24 protein-coding genes are annotated in these 23,256 nt (G+C 66.3%); 17 read left to right on the top strand and 7 right to left on the bottom strand.

Translation table 11 applies throughout. The features are described 5' to 3' along the window. From HJG53_RS07505 to HJG53_RS07495, 3 genes are all read left to right on the top strand, one after another. Entirely contained in the window at positions 1–1,404 is a 1,404-nt protein-coding gene (locus HJG53_RS07505) for a hypothetical protein (RefSeq protein ID WP_171129101.1), read from the top strand. A gap of 10 nt (positions 1,405–1,414) precedes the next feature. Further along, positions 1,415–2,596, top strand: a complete 1,182-nt coding sequence (locus tag HJG53_RS07500; RefSeq protein ID WP_171129099.1) for a VWA domain-containing protein — start codon at positions 1,415–1,417, stop codon at positions 2,594–2,596. Between the two features lie 317 nt (positions 2,597–2,913). Continuing rightward, the gene (locus HJG53_RS07495) at positions 2,914–3,576 is read left to right on the top strand and encodes an alpha/beta hydrolase (protein WP_171129097.1); all 663 of its coding nucleotides are present in this window, start codon (positions 2,914–2,916) and stop codon (positions 3,574–3,576) included. Between the two features lie 79 nt (positions 3,577–3,655). On the opposite strand, the gene HJG53_RS07490 is transcribed toward HJG53_RS07495, so the two are convergent. Both HJG53_RS07490 and HJG53_RS07485 read right to left on the bottom strand, forming a co-directional pair. Beyond that, entirely contained in the window at positions 3,656–4,507 is an 852-nt protein-coding gene (locus HJG53_RS07490) for a MoxR family ATPase (RefSeq protein ID WP_171129095.1), read from the bottom strand. Between the two features lie 61 nt (positions 4,508–4,568). After that, positions 4,569–5,234, bottom strand: coding sequence for a hypothetical protein (locus HJG53_RS07485; protein ID WP_171129093.1), 666 nt, complete (start codon positions 5,232–5,234; stop codon positions 4,569–4,571). 159 nt (positions 5,235–5,393) lie between these two features. On the opposite strand from HJG53_RS07485, the gene HJG53_RS07480 reads away from it, so the two are divergent. The 3 genes from HJG53_RS07480 to HJG53_RS07470 all read left to right on the top strand — a co-directional run bounded on the left by HJG53_RS07480 (position 5,394) and on the right by HJG53_RS07470 (position 10,503). Further along, positions 5,394–5,819 (top strand): MerR family DNA-binding transcriptional regulator, encoded by a 426-nt coding sequence (locus HJG53_RS07480; protein ID WP_171129091.1) that lies wholly within the window; start codon positions 5,394–5,396, stop codon positions 5,817–5,819. Between the two features lie 77 nt (positions 5,820–5,896). Further along, positions 5,897–7,699, top strand: a complete 1,803-nt coding sequence (locus tag HJG53_RS07475; protein WP_171129089.1) for an acyl-CoA dehydrogenase C-terminal domain-containing protein — start codon at positions 5,897–5,899, stop codon at positions 7,697–7,699. A gap of 119 nt (positions 7,700–7,818) precedes the next feature. Continuing rightward, the gene (locus HJG53_RS07470) at positions 7,819–10,503 is read left to right on the top strand and encodes a TonB-dependent receptor (RefSeq protein ID WP_368039530.1); all 2,685 of its coding nucleotides are present in this window, start codon (positions 7,819–7,821) and stop codon (positions 10,501–10,503) included. A gap of 36 nt (positions 10,504–10,539) precedes the next feature. Here the strand turns inward: HJG53_RS07470 and HJG53_RS07465 are convergent, their stop codons facing one another. Beyond that, a complete protein-coding gene (locus HJG53_RS07465; RefSeq protein WP_171129087.1) occupies positions 10,540–11,208 on the bottom strand; it encodes a spermidine synthase in 669 nt (222 codons plus the stop codon). 70 nt (positions 11,209–11,278) lie between these two features. On the opposite strand from HJG53_RS07465, the gene HJG53_RS18350 reads away from it, so the two are divergent. The 6 genes from HJG53_RS18350 (at position 11,279) to HJG53_RS07440 (ending at position 15,629) form a co-directional block, all read left to right on the top strand. Continuing rightward, on the top strand, positions 11,279–11,449 hold the full coding sequence (locus HJG53_RS18350) for a hypothetical protein (RefSeq protein WP_217352680.1): 171 nt from the start codon (positions 11,279–11,281) through the stop codon (positions 11,447–11,449). After that, positions 11,430–13,250, top strand: coding sequence for a hypothetical protein (locus HJG53_RS07460; protein WP_171129085.1), 1,821 nt, complete (start codon positions 11,430–11,432; stop codon positions 13,248–13,250). The genes HJG53_RS18350 and HJG53_RS07460 overlap by 20 nt, the downstream gene beginning before the upstream one ends. Further along, complete coding sequence (locus tag HJG53_RS07455; RefSeq protein ID WP_171129083.1) at positions 13,247–14,149, top strand: tyrosine-type recombinase/integrase; 903 nt, start codon at positions 13,247–13,249, stop codon at positions 14,147–14,149. Before HJG53_RS07460 ends, HJG53_RS07455 begins: the two co-directional genes overlap by 4 nt. Positions 14,150–14,161: 12 nt before the next feature. Beyond that, on the top strand, positions 14,162–15,109 hold the full coding sequence (locus HJG53_RS07450; protein ID WP_171129081.1) for an acetyl-CoA carboxylase carboxyltransferase subunit alpha: 948 nt from the start codon (positions 14,162–14,164) through the stop codon (positions 15,107–15,109). A 100-nt stretch (positions 15,110–15,209) separates the two neighbouring features. Then, a complete protein-coding gene (locus tag HJG53_RS07445; RefSeq protein WP_171129079.1) occupies positions 15,210–15,383 on the top strand; it encodes a hypothetical protein in 174 nt (57 codons plus the stop codon). A gap of 57 nt (positions 15,384–15,440) precedes the next feature. Continuing rightward, on the top strand, positions 15,441–15,629 hold the full coding sequence (locus HJG53_RS07440; protein ID WP_171129077.1) for a DUF3008 family protein: 189 nt from the start codon (positions 15,441–15,443) through the stop codon (positions 15,627–15,629). Here the strand turns inward: HJG53_RS07440 and HJG53_RS07435 are convergent. Next, positions 15,626–16,921, bottom strand: coding sequence for an MFS transporter (locus HJG53_RS07435; RefSeq protein ID WP_171129075.1), 1,296 nt, complete (start codon positions 16,919–16,921; stop codon positions 15,626–15,628). The two genes, HJG53_RS07440 and HJG53_RS07435, sit on opposite strands and share 4 nt — an antisense overlap. A 110-nt stretch (positions 16,922–17,031) precedes the next feature. Continuing rightward, positions 17,032–17,739 carry a PEPxxWA-CTERM sorting domain-containing protein gene (locus HJG53_RS07430; RefSeq protein WP_171129073.1) on the bottom strand — a complete coding sequence of 236 codons (708 nt, stop codon included), beginning with the start codon at positions 17,737–17,739 and terminating at the stop codon, positions 17,032–17,034. Positions 17,740–17,905: 166 nt separating this feature from the next. Between HJG53_RS07430 and pgsA the strand changes: the two genes are divergently transcribed. The 3 genes from pgsA to HJG53_RS07415 are packed head-to-tail and all read left to right on the top strand — an operon-like array spanning position 17,906 to position 19,172. Then, the gene (gene pgsA, locus HJG53_RS07425) at positions 17,906–18,478 is read left to right on the top strand and encodes a CDP-diacylglycerol--glycerol-3-phosphate 3-phosphatidyltransferase (RefSeq protein ID WP_171129691.1); all 573 of its coding nucleotides are present in this window, start codon (positions 17,906–17,908) and stop codon (positions 18,476–18,478) included. Between the two features lie 2 nt (positions 18,479–18,480). Beyond that, positions 18,481–18,735, top strand: coding sequence for a molybdopterin converting factor subunit 1 (moaD, locus tag HJG53_RS07420; protein WP_171129071.1), 255 nt, complete (start codon positions 18,481–18,483; stop codon positions 18,733–18,735). Further along, a complete protein-coding gene (locus tag HJG53_RS07415; protein ID WP_171129068.1) occupies positions 18,732–19,172 on the top strand; it encodes a molybdenum cofactor biosynthesis protein MoaE in 441 nt (146 codons plus the stop codon). The genes moaD and HJG53_RS07415 overlap by 4 nt, the downstream gene beginning before the upstream one ends. A gap of 117 nt (positions 19,173–19,289) precedes the next feature. On the opposite strand, the gene HJG53_RS07410 is transcribed toward HJG53_RS07415, so the two are convergent. Continuing rightward, the gene (locus tag HJG53_RS07410) at positions 19,290–20,192 is read right to left on the bottom strand and encodes a hydrogen peroxide-inducible genes activator (protein WP_171129066.1); all 903 of its coding nucleotides are present in this window, start codon (positions 20,190–20,192) and stop codon (positions 19,290–19,292) included. Between the two features lie 130 nt (positions 20,193–20,322). On the opposite strand from HJG53_RS07410, the gene HJG53_RS07405 reads away from it, so the two are divergent. Both HJG53_RS07405 and HJG53_RS07400 read left to right on the top strand, forming a co-directional pair. Beyond that, the gene (locus HJG53_RS07405) at positions 20,323–20,868 is read left to right on the top strand and encodes a peroxiredoxin (RefSeq protein ID WP_171129064.1); all 546 of its coding nucleotides are present in this window, start codon (positions 20,323–20,325) and stop codon (positions 20,866–20,868) included. Positions 20,869–21,030: 162 nt separating this feature from the next. After that, a complete protein-coding gene (locus HJG53_RS07400) occupies positions 21,031–21,552 on the top strand; it encodes a carboxymuconolactone decarboxylase family protein (protein ID WP_171129062.1) in 522 nt (173 codons plus the stop codon). Between the two features lie 70 nt (positions 21,553–21,622). On the opposite strand, the gene HJG53_RS07395 is transcribed toward HJG53_RS07400, so the two are convergent. Further along, positions 21,623–23,131, bottom strand: coding sequence for a YifB family Mg chelatase-like AAA ATPase (locus HJG53_RS07395; RefSeq protein ID WP_171129060.1), 1,509 nt, complete (start codon positions 23,129–23,131; stop codon positions 21,623–21,625). Positions 23,132–23,256 lie beyond the last annotated feature (125 nt).

Raw genomic sequence — 23,256 nt, 5'->3', positions numbered from 1 at the left:
ATGCGGTCCCTCGCATTCCCCCCTCCTTCCCGCACGCTTGCCTGGATCGTCATCCTGACGCTCGTGGGAGCCATCCTGCGCATCGCGGCGTCGGCAGGCGCGCTGTGGCTGGACGAGGCCTGGTCGGCGGTCCTCGCTGACAATGTGCAGACGCCGCTCGGCGTGTTCGTGCAGATCAACCACGACAATAACCACCATCTGAACTCGCTGTGGCTGCAGAGCGTGGGGCTCGGCGCGCCGCCTTTGGTCGCGCGTGGGCTGGCGATCGTGGCGGGCTCCCTGTCGGTGCTGGTGGCTGGGCTGATCGGTGCGCGGCGCAACCCGGCGACCGGGATCATCACCGCGCTGTTGTTCGCGCTGTCGCCGGTGCTGGTAACGCTGGGGTCGGAGGCGCGCGGCTATGCGCCGATGACGCTGATGGTGCTGGTCGCCGCCTGGTATATCGACCGTTATCTCGACGGCGACGAGCGCGCCGACCGGCCGGTCACGTTGGCAGTGTGTTTCTTCGTCGGTGCCTTGTTCCAGCTGACGATGATCTTCGCCGCCTGCGCGCTGGTTGGCTGGCCCGCGCTGACATTGTGGCGTCGCCACGGCTTGAAGCGTGCGACCCTCGTCACGTTGCGTCTGCTGGGGCCGGCGATGGTGGCAATGGTGGTCGCGGTCGCCATTGTCTTCGCGCCTGCGGTGTTCGGGGGCGCCGAGTTCCGCTTCGGCTCCTATCAGGACTTCACGATTTTGCTGTTCCTGCGCGGTATCATCGACCTGCTCGGCTATGTCGTCGGCGCCCCCGTCATTTCCTTCTTCCTGCCCGCCGGCGCCGTGGTGCTGACGGTGCTGGCCCGCTCGCTCGGCACGCCGCGGCTCGCGCTCTATTGGCTGGCGATCGTCGCCTTTCCGCTGACGGTCGCGGCGCTGCATACGATGAACGCCGGCCATGCGCGCTATTATCTGCTCGCCGGCCTGGCGCTGCTGCTGCTCCTTGGCGAGACACTGGCGGCGCTGATCCGGGCCAGCGGCTGGAAGCGCATCGCAGGCGGCGGCGCGCTGCTCCTCTTCTCGGGCGCGAGCATGGCTGCCAATCTCGACCTGATCCGCAACCAGCGCGGCGATCCCGGTGCCGCCGTGCGCGCGATGGCCGCCCGTGCACCCGCAGGCACGCGCGTCATCATCGATCGGGAAACGGGCCTGGCGCTGCTCAAGGTCGCCGCCGCCGAAGCTGGCTACCCGCTGGAGATCGCGACCCGTTGCCCAGCTGCCCGCTTCGTGTTCGCCGACTGGTTCAACGGCGAAGACGACAGCCCGCCCGCGATTGAGCGCTGCGGCGCCCGATACCGCGCCATCGCCTCAGCCGATGGTATCGGAATGTCCGCGCAGAATTGGACCTTGTACGAACGGGTGCGCTAAGCTCGTCCCTATGTTCTTCAACTTCATGGACGAGCTACGGCATGCGGGCATTCCCGCGTCGCTGAAGGAGCATCTGGTGCTGCTGGAGGCGCTGGACCGCGAGGTGATCGAACGCAGCCCGGAGGAGTTCTATTACCTCGCCCGGGCGACCTTCGTGAAGGATGAAGGGCTGCTCGATCGGTTCGACCAGGTCTTTGCCAAGGTCTTCAAGGGCATCGAGACGAGTTACGGCACCGAGACCGCCGAAATCCCGGAGGATTGGCTGCGCAAGGTCGCCGAGCTCTACCTGACCGACGAGCAAATGAAGGAGATCGAGAAGCTCGGCTCCTGGGAAGAGATCATGGAGACGCTGAAGAAACGCCTCGAGGAGCAGAAGGAGCGCCACCAGGGCGGCAACAAGTGGATCGGCACCGGCGGCACCTCACCGTTCGGGGCCTATGGTTATAATCCGGAAGGGGTGCGGATCGGCCAGGAGGAGGGCCGGCACGGCCGCGCGGTCAAGGTCTGGGACAAGCGCGAGTTCAAGAACCTCGACTCGACCAAGGAACTCGGCACCCGCAACATCAAGGTCGCGCTCCGCCGCCTCCGCCGCTTTGCGCGCGAAGGTGCGGCCGACGAACTCGACATCGACGCGACGATCGACGGCACCGCTCGCCAAGGCTGGCTCGATATCCAGATGCGGCCGGAACGGCACAATGCCGTTAAGCTACTGCTTTTCCTGGACGTCGGCGGCTCGATGGATCCGCACATCAAGCTGTGCGAGGAGCTGTTCTCGGCCGCCACCGCCGAGTTCAAGAACCTGGAGTTCTTCTATTTCCACAACTGCCTCTACGAGGGTGTGTGGAAGGACAATAAGCGCCGGTTCACCGAGCGCACGCCGACCTGGGACGTGCTCCACAAATATGGGCACGACTATAAACTGATCTTCGTCGGCGATGCTTCGATGAGCCCTTATGAGATCACGCACCCCGGCGGCTCGGTCGAGCATTTCAACGAGGAAGCCGGGGCGGTGTGGATGCACCGAATCACCAACACTTATCCGGCGGCCGCGTGGCTCAATCCGGTGCCGGAGAAGCATTGGGGTTACTCGCAGTCGATCGCCATCATGCGCGAGTTGATGAACGGCCGCATGTTCCCGCTCACCTTGGACGGGCTCGATGACGCGACTCGGGAGCTAAGTCGGAAACTCTAGCTGCTCTCCGGCGCAGGCCAGGGTCCCATCGGCGCGGTTTCCAGACCCGGCCTGCGCAGGGGAGCAGAATCCTGCTGAGTCGCGATACGCTTTCACCTCACGCAACAAACTTCCGCTTTACCTCGCTACTGCCGCCTTCTTTTCGCCTCATTTCCCCCGCGTCCGGGCGCAAGCTGCTTTTCTACCTATCCAGTTGAGATACTCTCCGCCTGCCTCGCGAGAAGGCAGGCCGTGCGGACCGTCTCCCCAAGGTCCTCCGTCGATCCGCACGGTCTTTCTCGCCGGGATGAGCGGGGGCGCTCGCAAGGAGAGAGGTGATGACGCGTGGCATTCACGCAGGCGACCGCAGCCAGCCCATCGTCCTGACCGTGCCTGGGCTGAACGGCTCCGGACCGTCGCATTGGCAGACATTGTGGGAGCAATCGCGCCCTGACACGGCGCGGATAGAACTCGGCATGTGGTCACAGCCGCGGCGCAATGCCTGGGTGACCAAGATCGATCAGGCGATCCGCGGCGCCAAGCCTCCGATCGTACTGGCGGCCCATAGCCTCGGCTGTCTCGCGGTCGCGTGGTGGGCGGAACTGTCGGGGCAACCCTGGGGCTGGCCGGTCGCCGGCGCGCTGCTGGTCGCGCCAGCAGACGTTGGCCGCCGCCCCCTGCCGGCCGAGCTCGCCGACTTCGCCCCGGCGCCGACACGGCCTTTGCCCTTTCCGTCGATTGTCGTGGCGAGCGAAGACGATCCCTGGATCACTCCCGACGCGGCGCAGAGCCTGGCGGCATCATGGGGCAGCCATTTCGTCAGTGCCGGCCCCGCCGGACACATCAACGCGGCCAGTGGCCTCGGCTGGTGGGAAGAGGGGCAGGAACTGCTCGATCGGGTCATCCAGGCAGCAGGTGGCGCCGGCAGTGTCGGCGAAGCGCGCACGGTGCTCGCGGTGAACGGGACGGAGGCGGCTTCCGCACGCTTCCTGGGGCAGTAAATGCTCCGGCTAAGACCGGTCGGGTGTCATCCCACTGACTTCTGGGCCCCGGCTTTCGCCGGGGAACGAGAGGAACGAGTTACGCCGGACGCCCTTGCCGCTTCGCCATGAAGGCGAGGCGTTCGAAAAGCATCACGTCCTGCTCGTTCTTGAGCAATGCGCCGTGAAGGGGCGGGATGGCCTTGGTCGGGTCGCGATTCTGCAGCACGTCCAGGGGCATGTCTTCATTGAGCAGCAGCTTCAGCCAGTCGAGCAGCTCGCTGGTCGACGGCTTCTTTTTGAGGCCCGGCACTTCCCGCACTTCGTAGAAGATATCCATTGCGCGCTGCACCAGCAGCTTCTGGATGCCCGGAAAATGCACGTCCACGATCGCCTGCATTGTGTCGCGATCGGGAAACTTGATGTAATGGAAGAAGCAACGCCGCAGGAACGCGTCGGGCAGCTCCTTCTCGTTGTTCGAGGTGATGACGACGATCGGCCGCTCCGCAGCCTTCACCGTCTCCTTAGTCTCGTAGACATGGAACTCCATCCGATCGAGTTCGTGCAGCAGGTCGTTCGGGAACTCGATATCGGCCTTGTCGATCTCGTCGATCAGCAGCACCGGCAGCTGGGGTGACGTGAACGCCTCCCACAATTTGCCCTTACGGATATAGTTGGAGATGTCGTGCACGCGCGGATCGCCAAGCTGGCCGTCCCGCAGCCGGGCGACCGCGTCATATTCGTAGAGACCCTGGTGCGCCTTGGTCGTGGACTTGATGTTCCACTCGATCAGCGGCGCGCCCATGGCGGTGGCGATTTCCTGTGCCAGTACGGTCTTGCCGGTGCCGGGCTCGCCTTTGACGAGCAGGGGCCGGCGCAGCGTCGCCGCGGCGTTGACCGCCACCTTCAGGTCGTCGGTAGCGACATAATCCCGCGTGCCTTCGAAACGCATGCCCGGCCTTTCCTCTGCTGGAGGGGCCGGATTAGGTGACGTTTACGGGAAGGGCAATCCGTCAGAGGCGGGTACGTGCCGCCTCGCGTGCTTCGAGCAGATCCCAGAGGCCGCGGTGTTGGTTGAGCAACTGCTGCGCGCCGAAGCTCATCGCGCGCTCGAAGGACGGTGTGTCGGCGACCGTCATCGCGACGGTGCGGGTTTCCTCTTCGTCGGGCAGCACGCAGGCCTGCGGCTCGATCGAAACCCGGCGCGCGGCGGCGTCGAGCACGGCGCGGATCGCGCGCCAGTCGAGCGCCAGCGCGATCGCCGCGCCGAGCGCGCAGCCGGCGCGGTCGGATTGGGCAAGCATTTCGAGCGCGTGGCGCTGCTGCAGCACGGCCGCCTCGCACTCCGCCTGGCCAGGGGTGCTGGGCAGCGGACCGGTCGCGACGGCAAGCCGGGTGAGCAGCGATCGTTCGGCGGCGAAGGCTTCGGCGGCGGCGCTGAGCCAGCCTTGCGCGGCGGGATGGGAGGTGCGGTTCAAGGCGTGGTCGATGACGCCGGGAAAGCGGCCGTGCAGAACGCAAAGATAGTGAGCGGCATCGGCCAGATTACGCACGGCCTCCCGCCCGCTCGTCAGCGCTTCGGAACTGCAATAACGGTGGCTCGCACTGCCGTCCGCCAGGGCGAGCGAGACCAGAAGGTCCGCCATCTGCTCCGAACGTGCCGTTTCGATCGCCTGCATTACCTGCTTCCTGACTAGACCGGATGAGCGCGTGCGCTCGTGGCCTTGGTCTAGGGAAGAGCCGTAAAGAGGTCGTTTATGGTGGGACCGGGAAACGCGGTTAACGGCGCCATTTGGCTGCTACTTGACGTTTACGTAAATGGGATGCTTATTCCGGCCATGGCCACTCAGCACCACGCGACCGTCGATACGCCGGACATGAAGAACCGGCATCAATATTCGATTACCGACCTGTCGGAAGAGTTCGACGTGACGCCGCGCGCGCTGCGCTTCTACGAGGAAGAGGGGCTCATCAATCCAGTCCGCCGCGGTACGACCCGCATCTACACCAAGCGTGACCGGGCGCGGCTCGCCTGGATTCTGCGCGCCAAGCGCACCGGCTTCAGCCTGGCCGAGATCCGCGAGATGATCGACCTCTACGATCTGAACGACGGGCGTCACATGCAGCGCCGGGTGACCATCGAGAAATGCAATTCGCGCATCGAGCTGCTGAAGCGCCAGAGGCTCGACATCGATGCGCAGATCGACGAACTCGCCCGCTTCGTGAAGATGGTCGAGAAGGTCGAGGCCCAGGCAAGTCATTGACGCTTTGGTGCTCCGGCGCAGGCCGGAGCCTTGCGTCATACCGCTCCGGCCTTCGCCGGAGCACATCGGAGTAAGAGATGCCCAGTTACACCCCGCCCGTGCGCGACACGCGTTTCATCCTCGACCATGTGATCGGGATCGATCGCTATGCAAACCTGCCGGGCTTCGAGAATGCGACGCCGGACACGATCGACGCCGTGCTGAACGAGGGCGGCCGCTTCGTCGCGGAGGTGCTGTTCCCCCTCAACCAGGTGGGCGACCGTGAAGGCTGCACCCGCAATGAGGACGGGTCGGTCACCACGCCGACCGGCTTCAAGGATGCCTATCGTCAGTTCGTCGAGGCGGGCTGGCCGACCCTGAACGGGCCGGAGGAATTTGGCGGGCAGGGGCTGCCGCATGTGGTGATGACCGCGTTCGAGGAGTTCGCGATATCCGCCAACATGGCCTTCATGATGTATCCAGGCCTGACCGCCGGCGCGACTGCCGCGATCCTGGTCAAGGGCTCGGACGAGCAGAAGGCGCTCTACGCTCCGAAGATGATCTCGGGCGAATGGGGCGGCACGATGAACCTGACGGAGCCGCAATGCGGCACCGATCTGGGCCTCATCAAGACGCGCGCCGAGCCGCAGGCCGATGGCAGCTACCGGATCACCGGCACCAAGATCTTCATCTCGGCCGGCGAGCACGACCTGACCGAGAACATCATCCATCTGGTGCTCGCCAAGACGCCGGACGCGCCGGACAGCGTCAAGGGCATCAGCCTGTTCATCGTGCCCAAGATCCTCGTGAACGCCGACGGCTCGCTCGGTGCGCGCAATGCCGTCTCCTGCGGCTCGATCGAGCACAAGATGGGCATTCACGGCAACTCGACTTGCCTGATGAACTATGACGGGGCGACCGGCTGGCTGGTCGGCGAGGAGAATAAAGGACTCGCCGCCATGTTCATCATGATGAACGCGGCGCGGCTCGGCGTCGGGCTGCAGGGGCTAGGCGTCGCCGAAGTCGCCTATCAGAATGCCGTCGACTATGCGGCCGACCGCCGCCAGGGCCGCGCGCTGACCGGACCCGCAGAGCCCGAGCAGAAGGCGGACACGCTGTTCGTCCATCCCGATGTTCGCCGCATGTTGATGGAAGGCAAGGCGCTGACCGAGGGCTTGCGCGCGCTGTGCCTGTGGGCCGGGCTGCTCGTCGATCTGGCGCACAAGGCGCCGACCGAGGAGGAACGGGAGCAGGCGGATGCGTTGGTCGGGCTGCTCACGCCCGTCATCAAGGGCTTCGGCACGGACATGGGTTACAAAATTGCGACGGACTCGCAGCAGGTCTATGGCGGCCATGGCTACATCGCCGAATGGGGCATGGAGCAATATGTCCGCGATGCGCGGATCGCGATGATCTATGAAGGCACGAACGGCGTGCAGGCGATGGACCTGGTCGGCCGTAAGCTGCCGTCGAAGGGCGGCGCAGCGATCCAGGCATTTTTCGCCACGGTCGGCGAGGATATTGCCGCGGCGAAGGACGGGCCCAACGGCGCCTTGGCGACTGCGCTGGGCGAAAGCCTGGCGGAGCTGCAGTCGGCGACCATGTGGCTGATGCAGAACGGCTTTGCCAACCCGAACAATGCGGGGGCAGGGGCGGTGCCCTATATGCACCTGATGGGCCTGGTGACGCTGGGCCTCATGTGGCTGCGCATGGCTCAGGCCGCGCAGGCGCAGCTGGATGCGGGTGCCGGCGACAAGGCGTTCCTGGAGGCAAAGCTTGCGACCGCGCGCTTCTATTTCGCACGGATCGCACCGCGGGCAATCGGCTTGCGTAAGGAGCTGGAAGGCGGCGCCGAAACGCTGATGGCACTACCGCCCGAGGCGTTCGCCCGCGCAGCCTGACGCTCGGCGCGTCGGCAGGAAAATCGTCGCAAAATTGAGGGCCCCTCTTGCTTTCGGCGCGTCCGCCAGCAAGGGGCTCCGTCCGCTTCGGCTCCGTGCCCGTTAAAAGGGGAATTCTCGTGTTGCTTCGTTCGCTCTGCTTTTCGGCCGTTTCGGTTCTTGCTCTCGCAGCCAGCTCCGCCAGCGCCCAGGACACTGCCGGTTCTCCGGGCACCACCACCCCTGAACAGACCGGGCAGGCCAGCGCCAATCCGACACCATCCCAGGCACAGCCGGCCGCGGTCGACGATCTCGGCGGCAACGACATCGTCGTGACCGCCACCCGCCGCAACGAGACGGTGCAGAACGTGCCGATCGCGGTCACGGCGGTTCCCGCCGAGTTGCTGCGCGACGCCGGCGTGCAGGACGTGCGCGATCTCGAGCAGCTGGCGCCGAGCCTGCAGACCTCAACCGGCCAGTCGGCCGCGACCGGCACCACGCTCTTCATCCGCGGCATCGGCACGGCCGGTGACAATCCGGGCTTCGAGCCGGCCGTCGGCGTGTTCATCGACGGCGTGTTCCGCTCGCGCGCCGGCATCGCGCTCGCCGACCTGCCCGAAGTCGAGCGGGTCGAAGTGCTGCGCGGCCCTCAAGGCACGCTGTTCGGCCGCAACACCTCGGCCGGCGCGCTCAGCATCTTCACCGCCAAGCCGCAGTACGAGCTCGGCGGCTTCGTCGAGGGCGTGTATGGCAATCTCGACGCGATGGAACTGCGCGGGGCGATCACCGGCCCGGTCAGCGATCAGGTCGCGCTTCGCCTCGACGGCGGCATCCGCAAGCGCGACGGCTATATCAAGGACGCCAACAGCGATCGCCGCCTCAACGACATCGATCGATGGTTCGCGCGCGGGCAAGCGATGTTCGAGAATGACAGCACGACCATCCGCCTGATCGCCGACTATGCGCGAACCAATGAACATTGCTGCGGCGCCGTGAGCGTCGTGCGCGGTCCGCTCGCGCCAGTGATCCAGGGCGTCGCCGCGGCGCAGGGTCTGGTCGGCCTCTACACTGGCCCGGCATCCGACCGCACTCAGGCGATCTCGCCCAATCGCGATTTCCGCGAGCGGGTGCGCGACGCCGGCGCCTCGATCGAGGTCAATCACGAGCTCGGCTCGAACCTCAACATCACCTCGATCACAGCCTATCGCAACTGGCGAGCCCTGCGCGATCAGGACATCGACTTCTCGGGCATCGATCGCGCCTATCGTGACGACTACAAGACCGGGATCAAGGACTTCACCCAGGAGATCCGCCTGCAGGGCACGGCGTTTGACGACCGGCTCGATTTCCTGATCGGCGGCTTCTACCTGAACGAGACGCTGACGCTGCGCGACACGGTGCGGGTGGGCAACGACGCCAATCGCTATGTCGACAGCATCTTCGCCGGTGCGCTCGCGCCGACCTTCGGACGGCAGCTGCAATTCTTCGGCTCGCTCGGCCCGACGGTGCCGCTGTTCGGCCAGGCGCTGCTCGGTGCACCCGCGGCCGCTTTCCCGGCGCAGCTGCGTCCGCTGGTGCAACTGTTCCAGGCCCAGGCGGGCGTGGCTCCGGTCGCCGGCATTCCGGTCATCCCGGGCCTGGCGGCGCTTGCCACCACTCCGCTGCCCGGCGCGGCTGCGGGGCAGGGCAACAACAACGACGATTTCCGGGTGAAGACCAACGCCTTTGCCGCCTTCACGCACAATATCGTCCGCGTCACCGATCAGCTGTCGCTGACCCTCGGCGCGCGCTGGAACCACGAAGAAAAGACGCTGCGGGCGAACATTTCGAACAACACCGGCAGCTGCGGCTTCTTTAATCAAGTCCGCGGCGGCGACCCGGCGGCGACCGCCTATGCCAATGTGCTGCGTCAGCTGGGGCTGTTCAACAATCTCTACCTGCTCGGCTGCAACCCGGCAGTGAACACCGAGTTCAACGGCGCCTATCGCGACAAGCGCAGCGAAGACCGGATCACCGGCACCGCCAAGCTCAGCTACAAGTTCAGCGACCGGCTGCTCGCCTATGGCAGCTATGACCGAGGCTATAAGTCGGGCGGCTACAACCTCGACCAGGCGACCTTCGATTCCGTCCTGCTCGGCGGCAACGGCGCGCAGGGATCGGACCTGGAGTTTGGGCCGGAAACGGTCGACTCGTTCGAGATCGGTGTGAAGTCGAGCCCGAGCCGCGAGTTCACCTTCAACATCGCGGCCTTCTACGCCAAGTATAAGAACCTGCAGAGCCTGGTGTTCAGCGGCAATAATTTCGTCGTGCAGAACATCAAGGACTCGACGTCGAAGGGCATCGAGGCAGAGGCGATCATCCGTCCGGATCGCAACCTCACGATCCGGCTTGGCTACACCTATAACCTTGCCCGTTACGACGCGAGCAACGACTTCACCGGCACCCCGCTGCAGGGTGCGGAAGGGCGTCAGTTCACAAACCAGCCGAAGAGCGTCGTGACCGGCAGCGCCACCTGGAACCCGGCGCTGACCGACAATCTGCGCGGCATCTTCCATGTCGATACCCGCTTCAACAGCGAGGTCGACATTTTCGGTCTGCAACCGAATGGGCAGGCGGTGATCCGCAACCCGGCCTATGCGATCGTCAATGCGCTGGTCGGCGTGCAGACCGAGGACGGCAAGCTGCGCGGCGAGCTGTTCGCGAACAACATCACCAAGCAATATTTCAACGTGACCGGCTTTGCCGTGCCGGAGCAGACCGGCAATTTCGCCGGCTATCCGAACGAGCCGCGCACCTATGGCGTGCGCCTACGCGTCGGGTTCTGATCGAGTCGAAAGGGGCGGCGCCCGAGGTGCCGCCCCCTATCTCTTCTGCGCGAACCAGATGACGTGACGCGGGCCCTTGCCATTGGTACGGGCCCGCAGCGCCGTCTCCTCGACCTGGAAGCGCGCGGCCTTCAGCCGACGTGTGAAAGCCGGGTCGGGTGCGGCTGACCAGACCGCGAGAACACCGTTCGGGCGGAGCGCCGCGCGGGCGGATTCGAGGCCGGCGGGCGTATAGAGCCACTCGTTGCTGTCCCGCGTCAGGCCGTCGGGTCCATTGTCGACGTCGAGCAGGATGGCGTCATAGTGGCTCCGGGCAGCGGCGATAACGGTGCCCACATCCTGGATCCGAACGCGGACGCGCGGATCGTCCAGGCAGCCGGCGGTGAGCTCCGCCATTGGCCCGCGCGCCCAGTCGATGATCTCCGGCACCAGCTCGGCGACGTCGATCTTGCCGCCGCTTGGCAGCCGGGCGAGCGCGGCGCGCAGGGTGAAGCCCATGCCATAACCGCCGATCAGCAGGCGCGGGCCGGGTACGCGCAGTCGCTCCAGCGTCAGCGTCGCGAGAGCCTCTTCCGATCCGCTCATCCGGCTGTTCATCAGTTCGTTGCGATCGACGACGATCATGAAGTCGCGGCCGCGGCGAAAGAGCCGCAGCGGCTCGCCGCCGGGCACTCGGGCAGTGGCGATCAGTTCGCGGGGAATCATGTGCCGCCGCTAGCACGCAGCCGGGCGCAGGGCGATTGCCGCACTCCCGGCCCTCTGCTAGCTCGACGCCATGCGTTCACGGTATCCTGCGCGTCGGTCATCGGCCTCGCGGCTTCCCATCGTTCTCGTCCTGCTTCTCCTTGTCGTTCTGGGCGGGCTTTACTGGCTGTCGACGGTTGACACGGAAAAGCCGCTGACCCGCGTCGAGAAGACGATCCCGAATGACCGGCTGGGCAAGTAAGCGACTGCTGGGCGGCGCGGCCGTCGCGGTCGCGCTGGCCGCCTTTGCCATCCCCGCCATCGGGCAGGAACAGGCGCCCGAGTCGCTGCTGCCGCCGGGCTTTGGCGATCCGCCGCCTGCTTCGGCGCCCGCGCCGTCCGAGAGTCCTTCCGCTCCGGGCCAGCCCAGCTTTGCGCCGGGCGGCGAGATCGTGCAGCCGCTGCCGCCGGGCGAGGCGGCAACCGACGATCAGGCGACTGAGGAGACGGACGAAGAGGAAGAGGTCGCGCAGGCCGAGGCCTTCGATTTGCCCGAAGCCGCACGGCGGAACCCCGATCTGGTCGGCGTGCTGACGCCGGACAATGGCGGCTATGGCACCGACCAATGGGGCAGCGTCAACGCGCGCTTTGCCTCCGCCTTGATGCGCGACATCCAGGCGCCCATCGCGTCGCGCTGGGCACAGATCCTGCTCCGCCGCGTGCTGTTGACCCAGGCGCCGACGCCGGGCGGCGGTGTCGACGGCGCCGACTGGGTGGCCGAGCGCGCCTGGTTGCTGCTGCGCATGGGCGAGGCTGATGCGGCGCGACTGCTCGTCTCCAGCGTCGATGTGGATCGTTATACGCCCAAGATGTTCGACATCGCCCAGCAGGTGGCGCTCGCGACCGCGGATCCGGCAGCGATGTGCCCGCTTACCACGCGCGTGCCTGCAACTGCGGACCAGACCAGTTGGGACCTGGCGCGCGCCATGTGCGCGGCGCTGTCCGGCGATGCCGGCACGGCGAGCGCGATCGTCGATGCGACTCGGCGCCGCGGCAAGGTACGCGGCATCGACCTGCTGCTTGCCGAAAAGGTGGTCGGCGTCGGTGGCGGTCGCCGGGCGATCAACATCCAGTGGGACGGCGTCAGCAACCTAACTGCCTGGCGCTTCGGCCTTGCCAACGCTGTCAACGTCGCCATCCCCGCTCCCTTATTCGGGACGGTCGGGCCGCAGGTCCAGGCCTGGCAGTATCGCGCGCCGATGATCGAGCCGGAACAGCGCTTGGGTCCCGCGATGTGGGCGGCGAGCCTCGGCGTGCTGTCGAACGCCGCCTATGTCGATCTGGTGGGCGGCGCCTTCGAAGCGGCGGATCCGGACGATAATGAAGACACGCTCGGCTATCGCCTGCAACGTGCCTATGCCGATGACGAGGTCGGTAGCCGCCTGGACGTGATGCGCGACCTGTGGACCACCCCCAAGTCGGACGTGGAGCGCTATGCTCATCTCGTGCTCACGGCGCGCGCTGCCGCCCTGATCCGGCCCAGCGAGGATTACGGCGAGGATGCGCGCTTTCTGATCGCCGCGATGCTCACGGCCGGACTAGACGACGGTGCGGCCAAATGGGGTGCGGTCGCCGACCAGCTGGACGATGGCGATGACGCCTGGGCATTGCTGGCCGTGGGTGCGCCGCGCCGGGGCGTCACCATCTCGGCCGGACGGGCCGGCGCCTATGTCGGCGAGCAGGACGAGGACAGCCGCAAGGGTGCCTTTCTGGTGGCGGCGCTCGCCGGGCTGGGGCGGCTGTCGATGGAAGACGCGCAGTCGCTCGCGACCGAGAACAAGCTCCCGCTGGGCCTGTCGAACAGCTGGACCCGCGCGATCGATCGCGCCGCGACGAACGGCCAGCCGGCCACGGTCGTGCTACTTGCAGCCGCGGGCCTGCAGACGCGCTCCTGGCAGGCCGTGCATCCCGCCTATCTGATGCACATCGTCGCGGCGCTGCGCCGCGTGGGTCGCGAGCCTGAGGCGCGCATGATCGCGGCCGAGGCCATCACGCGGGCGTGAGCGGTGACGACGCCCGGCTGATCGAACGCTTTCTCGAAATGCTGGCGGCCGAAGGCGGAGCGGCGGCGAACACGCTGGCAGCCTATCGATCGGACCTCGATCTGGCCTCGGAGCAGCTGGAGGGCGGGCTCAGCACGGCCGACGAGACCGCCCTTGGCAAGCTGGCCGAGGCGTGGATGCCGCTCGCCCGATCAACCGTCGCGCGGAAATCGGCGGCGCTGCGCCGCTTCTTTGTCTTTCTTCAGGAGGAAGGGTTTCGCGCCGACGACGCAGGCAAGGCGCTGCCGCGGCCTTCCCCCGGCCGGCCGCTGCCCAAGGTGCTCGACCGCGCCGACCTGGACCGGCTGTTCGCCGAAGTCGAGCGGCGGCTGGCGCAGGCGCATCCGCCGCTCGCCGACATTCGCCTCGCGGCGCTGCTCGAGCTGCTCTACGGCTCCGGCCTGCGCGCGACCGAACTTGTTTCGCTGCCACGCACGGCAATCGCAAGCGACCGGCCGTTCATCATCCTCAAGGGCAAGGGGGGGCGCGAGCGGCTGGTGCCGATTTCCGATCGCGCGCGTGCGGCTGTCGCGCGCTGGCGGGAGCTGTTGCCCTCCGACCAGGCCTGGCTCTTCCCCTCCGGCAAGAAGCATCTCAGCCGGGTGCGGCTGTTCCAGATCGTCAAGGCGCTGGCCGCGGCCGCCGGGGTTCCGCCCGATCGGGTCGGACCGCACGGGCTCCGTCACGCCTTTGCCACGCATCTGCTCGAAGGCGGTGCGGACCTGCGTGCGCTCCAGGCCATGCTCGGTCATGCCGATATCGCAACCACCCAGATCTACACGCATGTCGACTCGCGTCGTCTCGTGGAGCTGGTGAACGCAAAGCACCCGCTCGTTGACGAGCGGCCTGCCCGCTCCTAACCCGCGGCGCACATGATCACCTTCCTCGATTTCGAAAAGCCGGTGGCGGAGCTGGAAGCGCGCGTCGCGGAGCTGCGCGAGACGGCAGCCGGCGGCGGCGTCGATATCGAGGCGGAAATCGGTCGCCTTCAGGCCAAGGCCGACAAAGCGCTGCGCGACACTTATGCGCGGCTGACGCCGTGGCAGAAGACGCAAGTGGCGCGGCACCCGTCCCGCCCGCATTTCAAACATTATGTCGCGCGGCTGATCGAAGACTTCATGCCGCTGGCCGGCGACCGCGCCTTTGCCGACGATCAGGCGATCCTGGGCGGCCTGGGGCGGCTCCACGGCCGCCGCGTGATGGTGATCGGCCATGAAAAGGGCGACGACACGGCGAGCCGACTCAAGCACAATTTCGGCATGGGTAAGCCCGAAGGCTATCGCAAGGCCGTACGGCTGATGCAGCTGGCCGACCGCTTCGGCCTGCCCGTGGTGACCTTGGTCGACACGTCGGGCGCCTTTCCGGGCGTGCAGGCGGAAGAGCGCGGCCAGGCTGAGGCGATCGCCCGGTCGACGGAGCAATGCCTTGCGCTCGGCGTGCCGATGGTGGCCGCGATCGTCGGCGAGGGAGGGTCAGGCGGCGCAATCGCGCTGGCGGCCGCCAATCGCGTGCTGATGTTCGAACATGCGGTCTATTCCGTCATCTCGCCCGAGGGGTGTGCCTCCATCCTGTGGCGCACCGCCGACCAGGCGCCGGCAGCGGCCGAGGCGATGAAGGTAACGGCACAGGACCTGAAGGAACTCGGCATCATCGACCGGATCGTGCCGGAACCGGTCGGCGGCGCGCATCGCGATCCCGACGCGGCGATCGATGCGCTAGGCGCGGCGCTCGACACCGCCCTTGCCGAGCTGGACGGCATGGACCGCGCCCGCCTGAGGGCCGATCGCCGCACCAAGTTCCTGAAAATGGGCGTTCTTTAACAAGCGTTTGCTTCCGGAATCCCGAAGCGGAACAAGTTACGGCCGCGTTAACCATGTTCAATCCGGGACGGAAACGTAAACGAATCGTTAAACAGTTTCCATGAAACGCCGTCTTGTCCTCAGCAACGAAGCAGCCCGGCATCCTTTCCGGCAACGGCTGCCCCGGTCCACCACCCGGACGATCGAAGCCGTTCGCGACGATGCAAACGACCTGAAGCTCTTCGCTTTGAGCTTCACGGCGTTCTTCGTCGCGATCTACGGCGTATTCGGCTGACCGGAACCGCCTGGCCGGGCGAGCCGTTCTCCTGATTGTCCGATCGGGAGTTCCGCAATGCCCGCCAAGTCCGCCGCTCAGCAAAAGGCCGCCGGCGCAGCCCTGTCAGCCAAGCGCGGCGACACGCCCAAGAGCAAGCTGAAGGGCGCATCGAAACAGATGGCCGACTCGATGAGCGAAAAGCAGCTGGAGGAGCTTGCCCACACGAAGCGCAAGGGCAAGCCGGAGCATGTATCGGGCGGCTAAGAGGCGGCCCGGTGCGGCCTGTCGCAGGCGAGGTGGAGCTTCCAGGCGAGCCACGCGGATATGAAGCACATCGCCGAGACCATCAGCAGCTGGTCGACGGCCGACACACCGAATGCGCTTAGGGTGAAGGCGAGCAGCGAACCGGCGACCATCGCGCCCGAGTTGACGATGTTGTTCGCCGCGACGGTGCGCGCGGTCTGGTCCTTGTCCACGGTCGTCGTGAGAAACGCGTAGAGCGGGACCACGAACATGCCGCCGGTCGCGGCGACGCCGAACAGGGCGACGAGCAGCCCAACCGCACTCGGATGATGGACGAACTCGCCGAGATGGTAGAGCTCTCCTGGATGATCGCCCTGCCAGCTCTTGGCGATCGCGTAGACGCCGAGCACAAAGCCCGCCATCGCGATCACTGATGCCGGCGAATAGCGCGCCGAAACTTCGCCCTTCAGCAGCCGGTTGATCGCCACCGATCCGACGGCCACGCCCACCGAAAAGACTGCAAGGAAGAGGCTTGCCACCTGCTCGTTGGAGGTGAGAACATTCTTCACCAGCGGCGGAAACTCGATCACCAGCACCGCGCCGATCGTCCAGAAAAAGCTGATCGAACAGATCGCCAGGAAGAGGCGCGGGATGTGCATGGTCGCGTTGACCAGGCGAAAGGACGAGCGGACGATGTGCCAGTCCACGCCATGTTCTTCATGCACTGGCGGCGCCGGCGGCACTTGGCGGCCTGCAAACCAGCCGAGCGTCGCGACGATCATCACCAGCGCCGCGGCGATGTCCGGGCGATGGGTGATGAAGCCGGCGGTGATGGTGCCCGCCAGAATCGCGATATAGGTGCCCGCCTCGACCAGCCCGGTGCCGCCCAGCACTTCGTCGGGCCCTAGATGCTGCGGCAGAATCGCATATTTGATCGGGCCGAAGAAGGTCGAATGCACGCCCATCGCGAGCACCGCGCCCAGCATCAGCGGGATCGACGGCAGCAGCAACCCGACCGCCCCGGCAGCCATGATGAAGATCTCTGCCGTCTTCACGATGCGGATGATCCGGGCCTTGTCGCGCGTGTCGGCGAGCTGTCCGGACAGGGCCGAGAGCAGGAAGAAGGGCAGGATGAAGAGGCCAGTCGCGAGCGCGTTGAACTGCATCTCCACTTTCGGATCGGAATAGACCCGGTAGGTGGCGAATAGCACCATCGCCGTCTTGAACAGATTGTCGTTGAACGCGCCTAGGAACTGGGTGGTGAAGATCGGCAGAAAGCGCCGCCGGCCGAGAAGCCGCATCGAAGTCTGCATGAGGTGCGGACGGCCCGTTGTTGATGCTGGCGCGGGCTTTAGCGGAGCATGGAGGCGAGGCAAAGCAAAAGGCGCCCGGTCACCCGAGCGCCTTTCACAGGTTCAGCGGATCAGGCGAAGGCCATCGTGCTGTGCGACCGGCGGCGGGCCGCCGCACCGGCGATCGCGAAGCCGCTGATCATCAGCGCCCAGCTGGCCGGCTCGGGCACGGCAGCCAACTGGATCGCGCCGAGCCGATTGGGCCCGTAGCTGGCGCCGCCTGCGACCGAATAGCTCAGGCTCTGCGACAGGCGCAGCGTGATCGTGCCCTCGAACGTCTGCCCGTCATAATAGGCCAAGCCGGCGATCGGGCTGGTGAACAGGCTCTTCGCAAGCGAGAATTCCAGACCGCCCCCGGGCACCAGCGCCACCGCATAATTGCTGGCCCCGAGCACTGTGTTGAAGCCGGGCTGACCATTCTTGCCGGGAATGAAGGCGGTGACGCCGTTCTGGCCAATTTCGAAACCCAGGTCGGACCCATCGCCGACGGTCGGGTTCAGGTCGAAATAGAGATTGGCGAAATTGCCTGCCGAGTTGCCGCCCGTCAGATCGACGAGGCCATAGACGTTGCTGGCGTCACTGCTCAGATAGATGTCGTAGCCCGCCAGCGCACGGTTCTCCGGCGCCTGGAAGTTGCTGTCGGGTGCATTCGGGTCGGTGGCCACGGTTGCGCTGGCCGCACCGTAGCCGGCGTCGATCTGCCCATCGACGGTGATGCTCGCAGAAGCGGCGGGCGCAGAGAAAGCGAGCGCCGCAGCGCCCAACAAATACTTGTTCATGCAGAACCCCCTGATTTCGCGACGAAACGAGTCGCGCCGCCACTTTATCGTTAACCATCCGATCGGCAATATGCTTCTCGTCGGCCGGCGCGGCCCGAACCGCGACTGCAGTTTGGTGACTGCGACCGCATTTGCTCTTGGCTGCTTTGGGGTTAGATCGATTGCCGTGCTGACGCTGCCCAACCTGCTCACCCTGTCGCGCATCCTGGCGGTGCCGATCCTGATGGTGCTGCTGTGGTATCCCGGCTGGCAACTGGGTTACGCGACCGGGTTCGTCCTCTACTGCATCGTCGGCATCACCGACTATTTCGACGGCTATCTGGCGCGCGCCCAGGGCACGGTGTCGAAGCTTGGCGTCTTCCTGGACCCCATCGCCGACAAGATCATGGTGGGCGCGGTGATCGTGATGCTGATTACCACCGGCGGTGGACCGGATGGCGACCCGATCATCCACGGCTGGAACGTCATACCCGCGCTCGTGATCCTGCTGCGCGAGATCGCGGTGTCGGGCCTGCGCGAGTTCCTGGCGCAGCTGAGCGTCTCGGTGCCGGTCAGCCGGCTCGCCAAGTGGAAGACGACGTTCCAGATGGTGGCGCTCGGCGCGCTGATCCTCTCGGGCGCGGTGCGCGATCAGCTTTGGGTGCATCAGACCGGCGTGATCTCCCTCTGGGCGGCGGCAGTGCTGACGCTGATCACGGGCTGGGATTATCTGCGCGTCGGCCTGAAACACATGGATTGAGCATGGTCACGATCCTCTATTTCGCCTGGGTCCGCGAGCTGGTCGGCATCGATGCGGAGCGCTTGGAGCCGCCCGCGACCAACACTACCTTGGGAGAGCTTGCCGACTGGCTGGCGGAGCGCAGCGAGCATCACCGCGCCGCGCTGTCGGACCGAGGCAATCTGCGGGCGGCCGTCGACCAGCGCTTCGCGAGCTGGGATACTGCCCTCGCGGGCGCGAAGGAGATCGCCTTCTTCCCGCCGGTGACGGGCGGATGATCACGATTGCCGTCCAGCCCGAGCCCTTCTCCCTTGATGCCGCGGTCGCGCCGCTCGAGGCTCTGGGTGGCGGCGCGGTGGCGAGCTTCGTCGGGCTGGTCCGCGCTGATGACGGCCTCGATGAACTGACCCTGGAACATTATCCGGGCATGACGGAGACGGCGCTGCGCGGGATCGCCGAAGAGGCGAGCACGCGCTGGTCGCTGCTCGGCGCGACGATCGTTCACCGCGTCGGCCCTATGCGCCCCGGCGAGCGCATCGTGCTCGCTGCCGCCTGCGCGTCTCACCGGGCGGACGCGCTTGCCGCCTGCGCCTTCATGATCGACCGGCTGAAAACCGACGCGCCCTTCTGGAAGAGCGAGACGCGCGGGAGTAGGCGGAACTGGGTCGCCGCGCGGGAGAGCGACGAGGCAGCGGCGAAGCGCTGGTCCCTTTGAGCGTCATCCCGAACTTGTTTCGGGACAAGCTTTCCGCCGCTAACCGGTTCGGGCGAAAACCCTCGGATCTCCCGCTGCTCCATCCTTGTCCCGAAACAAGTTCGGGATGACGGTACGTTAAGCCGCCGCCTTGCGCAGCAGGTCGGCCAGCAATTGGAAGTCCTTCTCGCGGGGGCTGTTCTTGCGCCAAATGAGCGCGATCTGGCGAGCGGTGTTGTCACCGGCAAGTGGCCGCGCGACGATGTTGGTGTGATCGAGAATGCCGGCATCGAGCGCCATTTCCGGCAGCATCGTCACGCCAAGGCCATTGTCGACCATCTGCACCAGCGTGTGCAGCGAAGTGCCGAGCATCGTCGCCTGAGCGCGCAGCTCCGGACGATTGCAGGCCGCGAGCGCATGATCGCGCAGGCAATGGCCGTCTTCGAGCAGCAGCAGTCGATCCGGCTCGATCGCATCGGCGCCGATATGGTCGGGCAGCTCGGCGTCGCTCTTAGGGAAGGCGACCATCAGCTGGTCGTCGAACAGCGGCTCGACCTCCACCTCTCCACAGGAATAGGGGAGCGCCAGCAGCACGCAATCGGCGCTGCCACGGCTGAGCGACTCGCAGGCGGCGGCGCTGGGTTCCTCCCGCAGGTACAGCTTCAGCTCGGGCCGCTCCTGGCGGATGAACGGCAGCAGCCGTGGCAGCAGGAACGGCGCGATGGTCGGGATCACACTCATCCGCAAGTCGCCGGACAGCGGCTTGCCGGCGGCGCGCGCGAGGTCTGCCAGCTCTTCGGCTTCGCGCAGGACGCGGCGTGCCTTTTCCGCGATCTTTTCGCCGACCGGCGTGAAGCGCACGACGCGCCTGGTGCGTTCGACCAGCACGATGCCGATCAGCGACTCCAGCTCCCGCAGACCGGCCGACAGCGTCGATTGCGTGACGAAGCAGGCATCGGCGGCACGGCCGAAATGGCCATAATCGTGCAGAGCCACGAGATATTGCAGCTGCTTCAGCGTCGGCAGATAGGTCGTGCTCATCTACATTGCCTCGTTCGATCAATAGTGGAGAAGTAATCTATTGGATCGATGAAGGCCAGACCCTATATCCGCCCTACTGAGGACGCCGACTCGGCGTCGACTCACGGATTCACACCAAGGAGACCCAACCATGCTGACTGTTGGCGACAAGCTTCCCGCCCTCACCCTTCCCGTTCAGCAGGGCACTTCGGCGCTGCCGGCCGGCGAGACCATCGATCTTGGCCAGACCAACGGCAAGTGGAAGATCCTGTTCTACTGGCCGAAGGACTTCACTTTCGTCTGCCCGACCGAGATCGTCGGCTATGGCAAGCTGAAGAGCGACTTCGCCGATCGCGACGCCGAACTGATCGGCGCGTCGACCGACACCGCCCACGTTCACTTTGCGTGGCGCCGCTCGGACGCCGAACTGGCGGACGCCGACTTCCCGTGGATCGCCGATAATGGCGCGAAGCTCGCGTCCGAACTCGGCATCCTCGACAAGGACGAGCATGTCGCGTTCCGCGCGACGTTCATCGTCGATCCGGACAATGTGATCCAGCACGTGACGGTGAACGGCCTGAATGTCGGCCGTAACCCGCAGGAGACTCTGCGCGTGCTCGACGCCTTGCAGACCGACGAGCTCTGCCCGTGCAACTGGACGAAGGGCGAGGAAGTCCTTCATCCGATCGCGGCGTAAGCCGCGCTTCCGTGGGCGCGGGATCGCCCCTCCCTTCGGTCCCGCGCTCACCAGCCTTCCCGACCACTGTTCCCCTGCGAAAGTAGGGGGCCAGCGGAGAACAAGCGACCCCTGGACCCCGGCCTTCGCCGGGGAACGGCTCGTCGCGTCTGGAGACCATCCATGCCCCTCAAGGAATTCGCGGACACGCTCCCCGATTTCGCCAAGGATCTGCGGCTGAACGTCAGCTCGATCCTCAATGACCAGCTGCTGGGCGACCAGCGCAAATACGGCCTGCTGCTCGCGACCGCCCATGGCACCGGCTATCGCCCGCTCGTCGCCGCGACCGAGGCTGAAGTGGACGGCAAGCTCAGCGATGAGGCCGCGAACGCTGCGCGGGCCGCCGCTGCGATCATGGCAATGAACAACGTCTATTACCGCTTCACGCACCTGGCCTCGAACCCGGAATACCGGACCATGCCGGCCAAGCTGCGCATGAACGTGATCGGCAATCCCGGCATCGACAAGGCCGACTTCGAGCTGTTCAGCCTTGCCGTCTCCGCCCAGAATGGCTGCGGCATGTGCATCGACAGCCACGAAAAGGTGCTGAAGCAGCACGGCATTTCCGCCGAGATCATTCAGACGGGCGCACGCGTCGGTGCCGTGATGACGGCCGTGGCGACGGTGCATTCGGCGCTGAACTAAGCATGTCGTTCCCCTGCGGAGGCAGGAGACCACCCCTGGGCTCCTGCTTTCGCAGGAGAGCCGGAGATTCTCAGTTCCTCGGCGCTTGCCGCCGATAGCTGAGCGCCTCGGCGATATGCACCCGACCGACGGTGTCCGCGCCCGTCAGGTCGGCGATCGTCCGCGCGACGCGCTGAATGCGGGTATAGCCGCGCGCCGACAGCCGCATTGCTTCGGCAGCCTGCGCGAGCAGCTTGCGACCCGGTTCGTCCGGAGTTGCCGCTGCTTCGAGCACCGGGCCGTCCGCCTCCGCGTTGGTGCGCACGCCATCCTTGGCATAGCGCTCGGTCTGGCGCGCGCGGGCGGCGCGGACGCGTTCTGCGACCTGCGTCGAGCCCTCGGTCGGCGGCGGCAGCACCAGGTCTGCCGCGCTGACCGCCCCTACTTCGACGTGCAAATCGATGCGGTCGAGCAGCGGGCCCGACACTTTCGCCTGATAATCGGCGGCGCAGCGTGGTGCGCGCGCACAGGCCAGTGCCGGGTCGCCGAGATGGCCGCAGCGGCACGGGTTCATGGCCGCGACCAGCTGCACCCGCGCCGGAAAGGTGACGTGTGCATTGGCGCGCGCAACGCTGACATTGCCCGTCTCGAGCGGCTGGCGCAGCGAGTCGAGCACGGCGCGCTGGAATTCCGGCAATTCGTCGAGGAACAGCACGCCCAAGTGCGCCAGGCTGACTTCGCCCGGCTTGGCGCGGATGCCGCCGCCGACCAGGGCCGCCATCGAGGCGCTGTGGTGCGGCGCACGGAAAGGCCGGGCGCGCGAGATGCGGCCGCCTTCCAGCGCGCCCGCGACGCTCGCGACCATCGACACTTCGAGCGCCTCGCCGGCGGTCAGTTCGGGTAGGATGCCGGGCAGGCAGGCGGCGAGCAGCGACTTGCCCGATCCCGGCGGTCCGATCATCACCAGATTATGGCCGCCGGCCGCGGCGATCTCGATCGCGCGCTTGGCCGTCTCCTGTCCCTTTACCTGGGCGAGGTCCGGGCCGTGCGCCGGATCGTCGGCGAGGCCGGGCGCAGGCGGCGACAGCAGGGCCTTGCCGCGGAGATGATTGAGCAGCGACAGCAGATCGGGTGCGGGCACGACCTCGACATTGCCCGCCCAGGCCGCCTCGCCGCCTTGCGCAGCCGGGCAGATCAGGCCGAGCTGCCGTTCCGAAGCATGCAGCGCCGCGAGCAGCACGCCGGGAGATGTCGCGACCCGGCCGTCCAGCCCCAGCTCGCCGACGATCAGATATTGGCTCAGCGTTTCCGCATCGAGCACACCCATGGCGGCGAGCAGGCCCAGCGCGATCGGCAGATCGTAATGCGATCCTTCCTTCGGCAGGTCGGCCGGAGATAGGTTGACGGTGATGTGTTTGGGCGGCAGCGAAAGGCCGAGCGCGGCGATCGCGCTGCGCACGCGCTCGCGGCTTTCGGCGACGGCCTTGTCAGGCAATCCGACGACGACGAATTTCGGCAAGCCAGGCGTCAGTTGCACCTGGACTTCGACGGCGCGCGCTTCCAGCCCCAGATAAGCGGCCGTCGCAACGATGGCGACCATGTTCCCCCCTTGGTTCAGGCGGATAGCCGGAGACCGGGTCGGCTGTCGAGGGTGGCGCTTGCGCGGGCGCGCACGACGCCCCATTTGCGCGGCTGTGAAAGCGCCGCCCGATTCCGTCCTGCGTA

Source organism: Sphingomonas sp. ID1715, from assembly GCF_013044515.1.
Lineage (GTDB): Bacteria > Pseudomonadota > Alphaproteobacteria > Sphingomonadales > Sphingomonadaceae > Sphingomonas_B.
This window is presented reverse-complemented; position numbering and strand designations above follow the sequence as displayed.